This is a genomic window from Alcaligenes sp. 1735tsa3, assembly GCF_024134565.1.
GTDB classification, from domain to species: Bacteria; Pseudomonadota; Gammaproteobacteria; order Burkholderiales; family Burkholderiaceae_B; genus Alcaligenes; species Alcaligenes phenolicus.
This window is the reverse complement of sequence record NZ_CP099862.1, coordinates 30,286-44,886: the sequence shown is the minus strand read 5'-3', so window position 1 is coordinate 44,886 and position 14,601 is coordinate 30,286. Positions and strand designations below refer to the sequence as shown.

Sequence of the window (14,601 nt, the reverse complement as noted above, 5' to 3'; positions counted from 1 at the left end):
CGCCATGAAAAACACCCCAGAGGCTGGAGCAGTCTCCAACTTCTGGGGTGTACGCCCAACTGGCTTCAGGATTTATTGTTCAGACCTCTGCAACATCAAAAGCGATGCGCCCGCAGTGCGCTCAAGCGCGGTCCGACAAAATACCTTCTCCCGCCCTGGTCGCCGGTCCGCTGACCGCCCCCAAGCAGAGCCGTTTTATCTAGGCTCGACCAGCGGACAAAAACCCCGCACGCGCCTGGGCTCCCTCTACGCTGTCGCGACACACCAGCGCCTGATCAGCATCCATATAAATACCCAATCGGTTCATGGCATTGGCGACCTGATTCACCGACTCCTTGGTCATGCGGATAATCGCCGCAGGCGACTCCGAAGCCCGCTTGGCCAAAGACTGCGCGACTGTCACGGCCTGACCGGGTTCGCAGACCTCATCCAGCAGACCCCAGTCCAGCGCCTGTTCAGCACCGAAGCGTTCGGCCAGCAAGATGGCACGTTTAGTACGAGCGGCACCCAGCATGTTCACCATGCGTGGAATGGCACCCCAGCCCATGTTCAGGCCCACCTTGGCTTCAGGTAGATACAGAAAGGATGACTGCGATGCCACACGCCAATCACACGCCAGCGCCAGAGCAACCGAACCACCCACGGCGGCGCCTTCAATGGCGGCAATCGTCAACTGAGGCAGTTCCTCCCACAGGCGACACAAGCGTGCACCACGCTGGGCCACATCACGGCGTTCCAGCAAGCCTGCCTGCTCGTCGTTCCACTTTTGCGGGTCTTTCAGATCAATCCCGGCCGAGAAAATATCCTTGGCCCCGGTCAGCACCACGGTATGAATCTCCAGCGACAAGGCCAGATCCTGCGCCACCTGCGTCAAGGCCAGCAAGGTGTCCTGATCAATAGCATTGCGGTTCACGCCGCGATCAAAGCGCACCAGCGCATGGTCGCCCGTCACCTTGACCGTCACACTGCGGCCATATTTGCGTTTCATGAATGTCTCCCCAAAGGTTCGGAAAAATCAGCTCTGCGAGCGGTGGCTCCCATCACTGCGCGACAGGCGCGTGACGTAGCGGAACTCATAAGGTGGGTAAAAGCTGACCGCCACTTCCATGACCTTGCCCGCCAGATTGCGGAAGGTACGGATAATCAGCAGCGCCGGGTCGGAGTCCTCGTAGCCCAGAAAGCGGGCAACATGCGGGGGAAAACGCGAGGCGGAGATTTCCATCTCGATCGTTTCCACCACTTCGCCACAGTGCTCCTCCAACAGCGGGTACACACCGCCAGGCTGGGTCGAAATCAGGTCAGCTACCGCCTGGTATTCCTTGCGCAGATAAATATCTGTCCAGGAAATGCCGCGCTTGCTGCCCGGCACACTGCGGTAGGTTTCCACCTTCACCCAATCTGCCGGCTCACCGTCCAGCGCGGTTTCGGGTGGCTGCTTATCCACACAAACCGCCCTTTTATGCACGTGCAAATCGGTAAATTCCAGATAGCGTTGCAACTGATCCGTGGTGTCCAGCGCCAGGCCAAATTGCGGCTTGGGATGCTGGCGTATCACGGTGGTACCGGCACGGCGACGCCGCTCGATCAAACCCAGATCGGTCAGCTTGCGTATGGCTTCACGCGCCGTGTGCCGACCGACCCCGTACATCTCGCACAGCTCCATCTCGGTGGGCAGCTTGGAACCGACGGGGTAATGGCCCGAACGGATCAGCTCCAACAAGCGATCGCTCATGTTCTGATACAGGGTTGGCTTGGCGCTGGACTGGGATTCGGTGTTTGCCATACGGTTTTCAGCTTAAAGAGACAGGCGGCGCATCGCAGCCAGGGTGTCGCGGGTGAACTGCTCAGGACATTCACTTTGGGGAAAATGCCCGATGCCCGGCCATTCTATATATTCCACCGGAACTTTGCCTTCTCGCAGCAAGCGTTCGACCTCTCTGGCGGACTCTGGCGGCACGGACCAGTCCTCGCTGCCTTCCACGATCACCACCGGGCAGCGGATATCGTCCAGAATCTGTTCCATGCGAAAACCACCAAAAGCGCAGATATCCGCAAAGGCCACCGCCGGAATGCAACGACGGGCATCCGTCACCACTTCCAGCGCACGGGCCGGGTCGGACAAGGTGCCCATCAAGGTGCGGAAGGTCACTTCAAACCAGTCTCCCGGATTGATACGCGCCATCTCCAGAATGCGCGGGTTATAGCCGGAAGATTTCACTACGTTCACCGAAGCGCCATCGACCAGCACCAGGCCACGAATACGCTCGGGCGCCATGGCAGCGGCCTGGGCAACAACGCCCCCGCCCATGGAGTGCCCCATCAGGACCGGATTCTGAATACCCGCCGCATCCAGAAATTGCAGCAGATACTGAGCGTTTTGCGAGGTGGCGGTATGAGGTCCACCCAATGGCATGCCGCTCTTGCCGTGACCGGGTAAATCCAGCGCATACACCGTGTAAAAGGGCGCAAAGTGGTCCAGCACATATTGCCAGGACAGGCTGTCCTGACTGGCGCCGTGCACCATCACCAAGGCCGGACCGGAACCAGCCAGATCGTAATAGGCGCGGATACCATCCGCAGTTGTCACATAAGGCATGCTCAGACCTCCAGCTCGCCCGTCAGACGGGTCAGGGCGTACAACAACATCCAGTTCTGCACACAGGCGCGCAAATCGCCTCCCACAACCAGACGGTGCTGACGCACCAAGCGGTTAAATGGAAAGCCCTGGGCCAGATCCGCAAAAGCAGCACTATCGCCTTCCAGCCAGAACGGCACCTCGCGCGGGCCGGTGCCCGCCTGCACATCCTGTTCGGACACGGCCAGCCAACTATGCTCGCCGGTGTCGGTATTGCGCAGCGCCACGCAAACATCGGCCAGGACACTATGCTGCCGCACAAAATCATCGGCGCGGGCGCGCTTGGCCCAGGCAGCCAGCACAGCAGGGTCAAACAGAGATAAAGACGTCAGCATCAGACATACCTTTGTCGAAGAAGGAACTTCTGCACTTTGCCCGAAGAGGACTGAGGCAGGGAATCCACAATAAAGATGCGTTTGGGTACTTTAAAGCCGGACAGTTTTTCCCGGCAAAACTCGCGCAAGACTTCCACATCCGGCTCACGACCATTGGCAGGCACAATCGCGGCGACCAACTCTTCGCCCCAATATTCGTGGGGCAGGCCAAAGGCGGCGGCCTCGCGCACATCGGTGTGGCTGGCCAGACAGTTTTCCACTTCCAGCGCGGCCACGTTTTCGCCACCTGTCTTGATCATATCTTTGCTGCGGCCCATGAAATAGGCAAAGCCTTCATCGTCCACCCGAATCAAATCACCCGTGTGCAGCCAGCCATCGGCATCCAGCACCTGGGCGGTCAGCTCGGGCTGCCGCCAATAGCCTTTGAACACAGTCGGGCCACGCACCTGCATTTCACCCGGCCCGCGCTGATCGGGCAGCACCTTGCCGTCGGCATCAACCAGTCGATACTGCACATGCCGCCACAGGTAACCGATGGAACCGGGATGCTCCAGAATCTCCTGCGTGTAGCGATTCTTGATGGTGGTGACACAGCTTTCCGTCATGCCAAAGCCCCAGCTGAATTCAGCATTGGGAAACACGGTGCGGATCAAATCCTGACGCCACTGGCCCAAAGGCGCAGCCGCAGTTTGCACAAACTGGGCACCGGGCAGGGATAGCTCTTTAAATTCAGGATGATCGGTCAAGCCCACCCACATGGCCGACAACAAAAACACATGCGTAGGCTGGTACAAACGCAACGCGTCCATGACCGCATCGGCTTCGAAACGCGGCACCACGTGCAAGCTGCCACCGGCATACAGAATGGGGCCATTCACCACCCCGAAGCCGCCAATGTGAAACAAGGGTGTCGCCAGCAAGGAGCGGCTGTTGGCATCAATGCCCAGCTCCATGATGTAGTTCACCGCATTGGCCGACAAATTGCCGTGTGTCAGCATGGCCCCCTTGGGGGCCGAGGTCGTACCCGAGGTGTACATGATGATGGCTACATCTTCATCCCCCACACGGCCAAAGCGGTGCTGCACCGGATCATCCGCACGGTGATCGGGCAAGGACTCAGGCAGGTGTTCCAGCCACTGGACGGCGCTGTTCAAACCACCTTCGGACTCGATCTGCTCGCGCAAGGGACGGTAGGCCGGGTCCACAATACACACGGTAGGCTGGGCATCGTCCAGCAAGTAACGCAGTTCGGCAGCGCCGTAACGGGTGTTCACCGGCACCAGAGAAAAACCGCCTACGGCTGTGGCATGCAGCAAGGCCAGATAGTCGATGGAATTGGGCGTCATGATGGCTACCCGATCCCCCGGCTGTACGCCCAACCCTTTCAAGTAAGCCGACAAGGCGCGCGCACGGGCGCAGAACTGAGCAAAGGACAAGGCCTGGCGCTCGTCCGAAACCGCTACCTTGTCGGGGTAGCGTTCGGCATTAAACATGGCGACCTGGTAAATATTAGGCATGATGCGAAGCCTCTGCGGCGTGGCCCAGATAGGCTGCTGCAATTTGTGGGTTATTCATGATGTCTTTGCTGTCGCCGGCCAGACTCAAGCGCCCGGTTTCCAGCACAACGGCGTGATTCGACAACTTCAGCGCCAGGCGAGCGTTCTGCTCCACCAGCACAATCGTGGTGCCGTCCTGGCTGATCTGACGAATCGCACGGGCCACTTCCAAGGTGACCGCCGGGGCCAGACCCAGGGAGGGTTCATCCAGCAAGAGCAGGCGGGGCCGGGACATCAGGGCACGGCCAATCGCACACATTTGCTGCTCGCCACCCGAGAGGTGGCGACCCTGGCTTTGCTCGCGCTCCAGCAGACGCGGGAAGTAGCCATAAATACGTTCCAGATCCACCGTAATGTCGACCTGATCGCGACGCAGATAGGCCCCCATCAAGAGGTTCTCGCGTACCGTCAGTTCCGGGAACAGGCGACGGCCTTCAGGAGACAGGGCAATACCCAGATTCACACGGCGTTCTGCACTCAAGTTCTGGATAGGCTGGCCTTCCAGCAGGATTTCTCCCCCAGCAACCGGCACCAGACCGCTAATGGCTTTCATCAGGGTCGATTTACCCGCTCCATTGGCTCCGATCACGGCGCACACACTGGCTTCTTCCACCGCAAAACTGACCTTGTCCAAGGCCCGTACTGCGCCATAGGACACGCTCAAGTCCTTGATTTCCAGCATGGGCACAGGCTTGCTGACCTTGGCAGCTCCCTGACCAGTCGTAGAGACCGAAGCCGAGTGTCCCTTCCCGTTTTGCGCAGCGCGGACCTCCACGGCTGGTTCCAGACCAGGTTCCTTATCCAGATCCGCACCCAGATAGGCTTCAATCACCCTCGGGTCCTGACGCACTTGTGCGGTCGGGCCTTCGGCCAGCAAACGACCGTTAACCAGCACCACCAGCTTTTGGCACAGGCGCATCACCAGGCCCATATCGTGCTCGACCACCACCACATCAATGCCACTGGCGTGGATGCGTTCAATCAGGTCGGCCATAGCCACGGTTTCCACCGGGTTCAAACCAGCAGCGGGCTCATCCATTAAAAGAAGGCGGGGCATGGCTGTCAGGGCCATACCCACACCCAAAATCTTCTGTAAACCGTAGGCCAACGAATCGGCCTGCTCATCGGCTACAGACTCCAGGCCAATCAAGGCCAAGGCTTGTTCAGCCTGTCGCGCGGCCTCTTCGCGGCCACGACGCACACCCCAAGGGTTGAACAACGACCAGGGCGAAGGAAACTGACGGAACAGAGCCGCGCGATACAGGTTTTCAAATACCGTGTGGCCTGCAAATACATGCGTCATCTGGAAGGTACGCACCAGACCCTGGCGCGCCAAGGACGCGGCCGGGCGACCCGTAATCGCGGCACCATCCATGGTGACAGCACCCGCGCTGGGCTTGGTCGTACCGGCAATCAGATTGAACAGCGTGGTTTTACCGGCGCCGTTGGGGCCGATCACGCCGGTAATCTGACCGGGAGCCGTGCTGAAGGACACCTCGTCCACCGCGCGGATCCCACCAAAATGTCGGCTAAGCCCCTGAACATTCAATTGCACGCTCATGCTGCCTCCTTGCGCGCGCCGCGCCACTTACGCCACAGACCCGCCAAACCTTGCGGCATGAACAAGAGCAGCAAAATCAAAGTCAGGCCATAGATCAGGCGCTGATACTGCTGCAAGTCGCGCAGCAACTCGGGCAGGGGGATCAGGATTGCGGCCCCCACCACGGCACCAGCCAGGGCACCCACACCACCCAGCACATTCATGATGACGGCATTCACCGCTGTCCAGAAACCGAAGGAATCAGGCGAGATATAGCCTTGGTAGTGGGCATACAAGCTGCCTGTCCAGCCGGCAATCAGGGCGCTAAGGACAAACACACTGACCCGAAAGCGCAGCACATTCAAACCACCGGAACGCACCAATTGCTCGTTCTGATGCAGGGAGTCCGCCACCATGCCCCATTCGCGGCGGTACAGGGCCCGCAGCACGAAATACACCACCAAGGCAAAGCTGACCGTCACCAGATAAACGCCGTAACGCCCTTCAGGAATCGGCAAGCTGGCTTGCAGGGCCGGAATCTGCCCAAAGCCGTTATTGCCGCCAAACAGTTCGTGGAACTCGATAAAGCACAGCACCACGGCTTCGCCCAGGGCGAAGGTCAAGAGCGCGAAATGCACACCCTTGATACGCATAAAAATGGGACCGGTGATCACAGCTAATGCTGCCGTCAGCACTCCGGCGCCCAAAAACGCGGCTGGAAAGGACCAGCCATAATCTCGACTCAAAATGGCTGAGGCATACGCCCCCAGCCCGAACAAGGCGCCATGCGCCAGCGAGAGCTGGCCGATGCGCAAAACCAGATTCATGCTCATGGCCAGGCAGGCGTACAGCGACACCATGATGGCCAGATGCAGGGCAAAGCGAGGCTGTCCGGCCCACATGGGCCAGCCCAGCAGCACCGCAACCACGACGGCATGCCAGACCCATTGCAGGGCGCCATCGCGCGGATAGAACGAAGCAGTTTTGATCGCGCTCATGACGATTTCCCCATCAAACCGCTGGGTTTGACCAGCAACACGGCCATCACGATCAGGAAGGACAACATGGTGGCCACGGTCGCGTTATAGAAGGTGGACGCCACGGCCTCGGTAACACTCAGAATCAGGGCGGCAACCACCGCACCGGGCAAGCTGCCCAGACCACCCAGAACCACAATAATGAAGGCTTTCACCACCACGGCTTCGCCCATATAGGGGTGCACGGTGTAAACCGGCGCCATCAGGGCACCCGACAAACCGGCCAGGCCGCAGCTCAAGGCAAAGGTGAAGGCCATGATCTTCCAGGAACTGACGCCTTGCAGACGTGCCACTTCCCGATCCTGCGCCACCGCACGTATCGTCATGCCGATACGGGTGCGCTCGATCAGAAAATAGAAGGCGGCCAGCGCCAGCACACTCATGCCTACGATCAGCAATTGATCCTTGGCGAAAAAGGCTTCGCCAATTTGCCATGCACCTTCCACCGGACGGCGTACCGATTGCTCGTCCACCGAGAACAGCAGCGAGATCCCCGCCTGCAAGGTAATCGCCAAAGCCAGGGACATGATCATGCCGCCCATCTCGTCGCCCACAAAGCGACGGAACAGGCCGCGTTCAGCCAGTAAGCCCAGAAATCCCACCAGCACGGCAGCGGCCGCGATAGAGGGCAGGTAGGGCCAGCCAAACTGACCATAAAACACATACATGGCGTAAGCGCCCAGCATGTAGAACTCGCCGTGAGCGAAGTTCACCACCCGCAAGATGCCAAACACCAGCGTGAAACCCAGGGCAACCAGGGCGTACACGAACGTGGACATCAGGGCGATGATGGCGATTTGCATTGCGATCTGCATAATTGCTAACCGTATCAAGGTGCACTCCACCGCCGTGGCGGAGTGCGTACTGAAACAAAACCGGTAATTAGCGGGCGTCGAACTTGTTGATGACCTTGGCCTTGCCGCCCTCGATCACACCCAGGTAGGCCGGGGTGGCGATCTGGTGGTTCACGCCATAGACATCCTTGCCGCCCCAGACAATCGCGCCTTGAATACCATCAAAGCTGCTATTGGCTTCAATGCGGGCACGCACGGCATCGGTATCGTCCACGGTGCCAGCTTCGTTAATGGCCTTGAACAGCAGGCGGGTGGCATCGTAGAAGTAGAAAACGAAGTCATCCATGCTGTTGCTGTGGACCTTGGCGTAAGCCTGGCTCAGCTTCTGGTACGGTTCGCTGGACGGATCGGCAGACAAATACACCAAGGTTCCTTCCGCATTGTCCGCACCGGCAGACTTCACGGTTTCAGCCACGTTATTGCCGCCAAACTTGGTGAACTGGCCTTTGAAGCCCATTTCACGTGCCTGACGTATCACGATCCCGGCCGGGCCGGGTGGCACCGTATCCAGTTCGATGAAGTCCACGTTCTTGGCCAGAATGCTGGTCAGCAAGGTGCGGAAATCGTTTTGCGAGCGCTCGAAGAACTTGGTTTCAGCCACGTCGTAACCGGCGTCCTTGTATGCAGCGGTCTGGATCTTTTGCGTACTCCAGCCGGTTGCATCGTTAGGCGACAGGATCGCCAGCCGCTTCAGCTCGGGGCGTTCCTGCTTCAACCAGCCGATCAGCTGACGGTTGTATTCGTACTGCGTAGGCAGCACGCGGAACATGTATTGCGTATTCGCATCCAGCACTTCGGTCGAGTAGCTGTTGGACAGCATGATGACCTTGTTGCGCTCGGTAATCGGCTTCATGGCCATGACCGAAGCCGAGCCAATCGGGCCGATGATGTATTTCACTTCATCCTGATCGATCAGACGGTTGGTGGCGGTTACTGCATCCGCTGCCTTGTAGTGGTCGTCGTAGGTCAGCACTTCAACCTTGTACTTCTTGTCGCCCACTTCCAGGCCGCCGGCCTGATTGATTTCATCCACGGCGATTTTCACGCCACCATCAATAGCCAGACCCCAGGGCGCGCCTGGACCTGTCATGCCTCCTACCACACCCAGCTTGAGCGTTTGAGCCTGCGCGCCCAGCGCGGCCACCATCCCTGCTGCTGCCAGTACACCCCGTATCCCGTATTTCATGGACCTGCTCCTATTAATTGACCGGACATAATTGTTGTTTGATACGAACAATATAATAAGGAGCCGATACTTGTCTATGGAAATATGGATTGATAATGACCTTATAACCAGCTCCTACAGGGGGATACGCACCAATTTAAGGGAAAACACCGACATGGGTTGTCGGTTTATTTGTACGGACTTTAGTCTATATATTTATATGAAAAAGTCATGGTCTGGGCATGTATTTCGCTAGATCGTCAGGGCAAAACACCCGCTGGTAGACACAAAAAGGCCGCTTTCCATGACAGAAAGCGGCCTTGAAATCTTGTCGGCTCACGCTATCAGGCGGCGGTTTGGCTGGTCTGAGCCTCCAATTGAGCAAAGAACAGTTGCAAACGATCCATGGCCTGCTCGATCTGCTCATACGAGGCAGAACCAAAACACAGGCGCAAGAAACCTTCACCTTGCGGACCGTAGAAGCTGCCTGCTTCAACCACCACGCGGGCTTCCTTTAACAAGCGCTCGGCCAGTTCCTGCGAAGGCACTCCCGTGGCGCGCACATCGGCAAAGGCATAAATCGTGCCTTCCACCTGGGCGCAACTGACATTCGCCATGGCATTCAGACGTTGCAGCATCAGGCGGCGCTTGGCGTCGTCGTCCGCAATCATCCCGCGCAAGGCTTCTTGCTGCCCAACCACCGCTTCCAGCGCGCCCGCCTGAATAAAGGTATTCACATGGGTGACATCGTTAGCGGTGATCTTCAACAAGCCGGGCATCAACCAGGCAGGCGCGGCCAGATACCCAATGCGCCAGCCATCCATGGCGTAGGACTTGGTGAAGGCAAACATGGACACGGTGCGCTCCTGCATGCCGGGCAGGGAGGCAATGCTGATGTGCTCGGCATCGTCATAGGTAATGTCCTCGTAGACTTCGTCCGAGACCACGATCAGATCGTGCTTGATAGCCAATTGCGCCAGAGCTTCCAGCTCGCTGCGACGGTACACACGGCCCGTAGGATTGGCCGGATTCACCAGCACCACCATCCGGGTACGGGGCGTAATCGCCGCTTCGATGGCGTGCGCATCAATGGCAAAACCCTGTTCCTTATTCAGCGGCACCAGCACCGGATGCGCCCCGGCCAGCTCGATTTTGCCTATATGTTGCGGGTAGTGCGGCGAGAGCAAAATCACCTCATCACCCTCGTCCAGAATGGCGAAGAAAGCGGCAAAGGAGGCGTGCGTCAGCCCATTGGTGACCAGCACATCATCCGGCCCGACATCCAGCTTGTTTTGCTTGCGCAGCTTGGCGGCCAAGGCTTCACGCAAGGCGGGCACCCCACGCAGATCGCTGTAATGCACCTCGCCGCGCATCAAGGCATCGGCGGCCGCCTGCTTGATCGCCATCGGCGTATCCGCGTCCGGGCGGCCAACTTCCAGATGAATCAGGTCCGAGGTATCGCCTTGCAGGCGAGCCGCCTGCTCGTACATGCCAAAGGATTTTTGGGAGGTGCCGGTAATGCGTTTTGCTAGCTTCATGAAAAAAAATTCCTTCAAAATAAGACAGGCCCCAAGACCTGCCGGAAACCATCCCGCCCTAAGCAGCCAAGGACTGGATCACCTTGCCCAGAAAGGACTCGCAGGCGGCCAACTGCTCCAGGCTGACGTATTCATCAGCCTTGTGCGCCACGGTGATGGAGCCAGGCCCGCAGACAATGCTGGGCACGCCCGCTTCCTGGAAAAACGAGGCTTCGGTGCCATAGGCCACACGCTGTGCGGCGGACTCACCCAGCAAAGCCAGCGCCATTTTTTTCAGCTCCTGGCTGTCTTCGTCATCCAGGGCAGGAATACTGCCCAGACATTCGAATTCGATCGCCGCATCACCATGGCGTGCCTGCATGCGCGGCAAGACCTGCTCATAGGCAAAGCGGCGCAAATTGCCGATGAAGCCATCCGGGTCCACGCCAGGCAGATAGCGGTATTCAAAGGAGAACTCGCAATGGGCCGGGATAATATTCATGCCATTGCCACCGGAAATCGTGTTGGTGGAAATGGTGGAAAAAGGCACATCAAAGCCTTCAATGCGCTTGCCGACCTGGGCCTCTTCATCCGCCAGATGCTGAATGTGCGAAACCAGATTGGCGGCGTACTCGATTGCGTTCAGACCGTGTGGTGTCAAAGAAGAATGGGCGGCGCAGCCTTTGACGCGGCAGCGATAAATGCGGCCGCCTTTATGGGCCGCCACAACGCGCATGCTGGTGGGTTCACCCACAATGCAGCCGCTGGGCTGGATGCCGGCTTTACGCATTTCCTCGATCAGGCCGGGAATGCCCAGACAGCCCACTTCTTCGTCGTAGCTCAAGGCCAGATGCACGGGCTCGCGCAGTGTCATGGAACCCAGGCGTTGCGCCTGTGCCATGGCCACGCCGATAAAGCCTTTCATATCGCAAGCGCCACGGCCAAACAAGCGGCCATCACGAATCTGGGCTTCAAAAGGATCGCTGGACCATACCTGCCCGTCGACCGGCACCACGTCTGTATGGCCAGACAAGACCACGCCCCCCGGCCCCTGACCGAAGGTTGCCAGCAGATTGGCTTTGGAGCGCGATTCGTTGTAATCAAAACGCACTTGGGCACCCGCCGCTTCGAGCCGGTTGGCGGCCCATTCAATCAATGCCAGATTGGAGTTTCTGCTTACCGTATCAAAGCCAATCAGGGACGAAGCATGCTCGATCACCTGGGCCGAAGGGGCCTCCTGCCTGCTCATATGCCAGCTCCTTATTGCTATTATTAAAAACTGAATTCAGTTTATAGAGCAGGTATATCGCTGTCAACGAGCCTAGGTGTTTGTACTAGAAATTGGCTTTTTAATTTTTATAAATTCTTTTAATTTCAAAATATTAAGTAATTTCTAACTTGTTTTATACCTATAGCACTTATTGACCATCAAGTATGAAAATGAATATATTCACAAAAAATGAGTTCAACTGAATTCACTTACTGCGATTACCAATAAGGACTATCATGAGACAACAATCGCGCCCCGCAGACCCGGTCCCCTCCAAGGCCGAGGATCTGCTTTTCGGCAAAATCCTCTGGCGGCTGATGCCCATCTTGTTCATCAGCTACATCGTTGCCTACATCGACCGCGTCAACGTGGGCTTTGCCAAGCTGCAAATGCTGCAAGACCTGAATTTTTCAGCCGAGGTCTATGGCCTGGGTTCAGGCATCTTCTTTGTGGGTTTTTTGTTGTTCGAGATCCCCAGCAACCTCTTGCTGTACCGCTTTGGTGCCCGCGCCTGGCTGACACGCATCATGGTCACCTGGGGCATCCTGTCCGTGCTGACCATGTTCGTCACCACCCCCACACAGTTCTATATCGTCCGCTTCCTGTTGGGCGTGGCGGAAGCCGGCTTTCTGCCTGGCGTGGTGTATTACCTGGCGCAATGGTTCCCCCCACAACGCCAGGGCCGCGTCATGGCGACCTTGGTTACTGCCGCTGCTGCGGGCGGCATGATCGTAGGCCCGCTCTCGGGCTGGATCATGGATGTGTTTTCAGAGTCCCAACACCTGCATAACTGGCAATGGCTGTTCCTCTTGCAGGGGCTGCCCGCTGTCTTTGTAGCGGCCTTGCTGTGGGCGACCTTGCCCAACCGTCCTGAAGACGCCAAATGGTTGAGCCAGGAAGAAAAAACCTTGCTGCACACCCTGAACCAGGACGCGCAACGCGAGCTGCCGCGCAAGGACAAAATTGCTGAAGTGCTGGGCAAACCCAATGTGTGGTGGCTGGCCTGCGTGCTGCTGTCCCTGAATCTGGGCATTTATGCGGTGATCTTCTGGACACCCACCATCATTCAGGAAGCCGGTATCAAGAACCTGACCCACATTGGCTATATTGCCGCCTTGCCCTACGCCGCATCGGCTCTGGCCATGCTGATTCTGGGCCGCTCCTCCGACTACTTTGGGGAACGTCGCTGGCACTTGGCCATTGCCTGCGCCGGTGGTGCTATCGGCCTGCTGATGACTGCCCTGGCACCGGACCCGACCGTGCGCATTATTGGCGTCATCATCGCCACGGCCATGTTCATTGGCGGCACACCCCTGGTCTGGGCCTTGGGCGGTAATTTCATGAGTGGCCGCGCCGCCGCAACCGGCTATGCCCTGATCAATGCAGTAGCAGCCTTGGGCGGTTTATTTGGCCCCTACGCCATGGGGCTGGCACAAGAAATGAGCGGCAGCACCAGCACCGCTGTATTGACCATTGCCGGTCTGGCCGTGCTGGGTGGCTTGTGCGTCTTTGCCCTGCCATCTGCCCGACAGCAAAACGCCCTGGATCAGGCCGCTAAATTACACGCTGTCCCCAGCAAAGGCGGTGCCCAATGATGCGCCGTCACGTCAAAATCGTCTTGGCTAGCTGTGTCGGACTGGCCACGCTGATCGCCAGCTCCAGCGCCACGGCGCAAACCGGCGACAACGTCACCTTGTACGGCATTCTGGATGCGGGCCTGACCTGGATCAGCAATGCCAACGGCCCCTCCAAAACCACGCTGGATACCGGCGTCATGCAAGGCAACCGATTGGGTCTGCGTGGCTCCGAGTCGATGGGCAATGGTTTGACTGCCATCTTTCAACTGGAAAACGGCTTTTCCGTGGCGACTGGGGAAGCAGGGCAAGGCGGCGCCCTGTGGGGCCGACAAGCCTGGGTGGGCCTGAAATCCGATTATCTGGGCAGCATCAAGCTGGGCAGACAATACGATTTCTTCACCGACACCTTGCAGGCCTTTTACACCCCCACTTGGTCGGCAGGCGGCTATTCCAATAGCCCTCTGGACAACGACCGCATGAGCGGCCAGCGGGTCAATCAGTCGGTGAAATACGTGACGCCTTCCTTTGCCGGTATTGAGCTGGGTGCCATGTACGGCTTCCCGGAACGACGCGAAGGGCAGGCACAAACCGGGCGCACCATCAGCTTTACGGCCAACTATAAAAACGGCAATTTTGCGACGGGTGCCGCTTATACCGAGGTGCAGGAAGCCAGCCTGGACATCAGCCCGCTGACCGGCGGCGGCGCGCCCAATCGAGTTGGTGGCCGTTACCTGCGCGACTGGGGCATAGGAGCGAACTACGCCTTCGACAAAGTGACTATCTACGGTGTGTTTTCACAAGCCCTGTACGTGGCTCCCGATGGCCAGCAAAAGAACCATACCTTCCGCAACTATCAGCTGGGTTTTGCCTGGCGCGCGGCACCCAATCTGGTACTGGGACCGGGCTATGGGCTGACCACCCTGGGATCGAACAAATACCACCAACTAAACCTGACGGCCGACTACTTCCTGTCCAAGCGCACGGATATTTATACCCAGGCCATCATCCAGCACGCGCAAGGCGAGGGCGCAACGGCCAACGTAATCAGCATGCCCAGCTCCACGGGGCGTAACCAGACCTTGTTAAGGGTGGGGATACGAACCAAGTTCTAGACA

At 58.2% G+C, this 14,601-nt stretch carries 13 protein-coding genes; 2 read left to right on the top strand and 11 right to left on the bottom strand.

All coding sequences use genetic code 11. The features are described from left to right. Nucleotides 1-199: 199 nt before the first annotated feature. The 11 genes from NIZ92_RS00205 to argE all read right to left on the bottom strand — a co-directional run bounded on the left by NIZ92_RS00205 (nt 200) and on the right by argE (nt 11,888). Complete coding sequence (locus NIZ92_RS00205) at nt 200-988, bottom strand: enoyl-CoA hydratase/isomerase family protein (RefSeq protein WP_254002499.1); 789 nt, start codon at nt 986-988, stop codon at nt 200-202. Between the two features lie 27 nt (nt 989-1,015). Continuing rightward, nucleotides 1,016-1,783 (bottom strand): GntR family transcriptional regulator, encoded by a 768-nt coding sequence (locus NIZ92_RS00200; RefSeq protein ID WP_254002498.1) that lies wholly within the window; start codon nt 1,781-1,783, stop codon nt 1,016-1,018. A gap of 12 nt (nt 1,784-1,795) precedes the next feature. Beyond that, a complete protein-coding gene (locus tag NIZ92_RS00195) occupies nt 1,796-2,596 on the bottom strand; it encodes an alpha/beta fold hydrolase (RefSeq protein WP_254002497.1) in 801 nt (266 codons plus the stop codon). Nucleotides 2,597-2,598: 2 nt separating this feature from the next. Then, nucleotides 2,599-2,970: a hypothetical protein gene (locus tag NIZ92_RS00190; RefSeq protein ID WP_021447155.1), complete on the bottom strand. Its 372-nt coding sequence runs from the start codon at nt 2,968-2,970 to the stop codon at nt 2,599-2,601. After that, nucleotides 2,970-4,487: a class I adenylate-forming enzyme family protein gene (locus NIZ92_RS00185; protein ID WP_254002496.1), complete on the bottom strand. Its 1,518-nt coding sequence runs from the start codon at nt 4,485-4,487 to the stop codon at nt 2,970-2,972. Before NIZ92_RS00185 ends, NIZ92_RS00190 begins: the two co-directional genes overlap by 1 nt. Continuing rightward, nucleotides 4,480-6,087, bottom strand: a complete 1,608-nt coding sequence (locus NIZ92_RS00180) for an ATP-binding cassette domain-containing protein (RefSeq protein WP_021447156.1) — start codon at nt 6,085-6,087, stop codon at nt 4,480-4,482. Before NIZ92_RS00180 ends, NIZ92_RS00185 begins: the two co-directional genes overlap by 8 nt. Next, nucleotides 6,084-7,064, bottom strand: a complete 981-nt coding sequence (locus NIZ92_RS00175) for a branched-chain amino acid ABC transporter permease (protein WP_226349093.1) — start codon at nt 7,062-7,064, stop codon at nt 6,084-6,086. Before NIZ92_RS00175 ends, NIZ92_RS00180 begins: the two co-directional genes overlap by 4 nt. Continuing rightward, entirely contained in the window at nt 7,061-7,906 is an 846-nt protein-coding gene (locus NIZ92_RS00170; RefSeq protein WP_254002495.1) for a branched-chain amino acid ABC transporter permease, read from the bottom strand. The genes NIZ92_RS00175 and NIZ92_RS00170 overlap by 4 nt, the downstream gene beginning before the upstream one ends. Nucleotides 7,907-7,985: 79 nt before the next feature. Next, a complete protein-coding gene (locus tag NIZ92_RS00165; RefSeq protein WP_035269405.1) occupies nt 7,986-9,143 on the bottom strand; it encodes an ABC transporter substrate-binding protein in 1,158 nt (385 codons plus the stop codon). 323 nt (nt 9,144-9,466) lie between these two features. Beyond that, a complete protein-coding gene (locus NIZ92_RS00160) occupies nt 9,467-10,660 on the bottom strand; it encodes a pyridoxal phosphate-dependent aminotransferase (protein ID WP_251196927.1) in 1,194 nt (397 codons plus the stop codon). Between the two features lie 58 nt (nt 10,661-10,718). After that, nucleotides 10,719-11,888: an acetylornithine deacetylase gene (gene argE / locus NIZ92_RS00155; protein WP_254002494.1), complete on the bottom strand. Its 1,170-nt coding sequence runs from the start codon at nt 11,886-11,888 to the stop codon at nt 10,719-10,721. 257 nt (nt 11,889-12,145) lie between these two features. On the opposite strand from argE, the gene NIZ92_RS00150 reads away from it, so the two are divergent. After that, complete coding sequence (locus tag NIZ92_RS00150; protein ID WP_086060705.1) at nt 12,146-13,504, top strand: MFS transporter; 1,359 nt, start codon at nt 12,146-12,148, stop codon at nt 13,502-13,504. Further along, nucleotides 13,501-14,598, top strand: a complete 1,098-nt coding sequence (locus NIZ92_RS00145) for a porin (protein WP_254002493.1) — start codon at nt 13,501-13,503, stop codon at nt 14,596-14,598. Before NIZ92_RS00150 ends, NIZ92_RS00145 begins: the two co-directional genes overlap by 4 nt. The last annotated feature ends 3 nt before the right edge of the window (nt 14,599-14,601 follow it).

Coding starts and splice junctions, on each gene's coding strand:
- argE (WP_254002494.1), bottom strand. CDS start 11,888: ATGAGCAGGCAGGAGGCCCCTTCGGCCCAGGTGATCGAGCATGCTTCG.
- NIZ92_RS00200 (WP_254002498.1), bottom strand. CDS start 1,783: ATGGCAAACACCGAATCCCAGTCCAGCGCCAAGCCAACCCTGTATCAG.
- NIZ92_RS00165 (WP_035269405.1), bottom strand. CDS start 9,143: ATGAAATACGGGATACGGGGTGTACTGGCAGCAGCAGGGATGGTGGCC.
- NIZ92_RS00175 (WP_226349093.1), bottom strand. CDS start 7,064: ATGAGCGCGATCAAAACTGCTTCGTTCTATCCGCGCGATGGCGCCCTG.
- NIZ92_RS00180 (WP_021447156.1), bottom strand. CDS start 6,087: ATGAGCGTGCAATTGAATGTTCAGGGGCTTAGCCGACATTTTGGTGGG.
- NIZ92_RS00170 (WP_254002495.1), bottom strand. CDS start 7,906: ATGCAAATCGCCATCATCGCCCTGATGTCCACGTTCGTGTACGCCCTG.
- NIZ92_RS00205 (WP_254002499.1), bottom strand. CDS start 988: ATGAAACGCAAATATGGCCGCAGTGTGACGGTCAAGGTGACGGGCGAC.
- NIZ92_RS00160 (WP_251196927.1), bottom strand. CDS start 10,660: ATGAAGCTAGCAAAACGCATTACCGGCACCTCCCAAAAATCCTTTGGC.
- NIZ92_RS00145 (WP_254002493.1), top strand. CDS start 13,501: ATGATGCGCCGTCACGTCAAAATCGTCTTGGCTAGCTGTGTCGGACTG.
- NIZ92_RS00150 (WP_086060705.1), top strand. CDS start 12,146: ATGAGACAACAATCGCGCCCCGCAGACCCGGTCCCCTCCAAGGCCGAG.
- NIZ92_RS00190 (WP_021447155.1), bottom strand. CDS start 2,970: ATGCTGACGTCTTTATCTCTGTTTGACCCTGCTGTGCTGGCTGCCTGG.
- NIZ92_RS00195 (WP_254002497.1), bottom strand. CDS start 2,596: ATGCCTTATGTGACAACTGCGGATGGTATCCGCGCCTATTACGATCTG.
- NIZ92_RS00185 (WP_254002496.1), bottom strand. CDS start 4,487: ATGCCTAATATTTACCAGGTCGCCATGTTTAATGCCGAACGCTACCCC.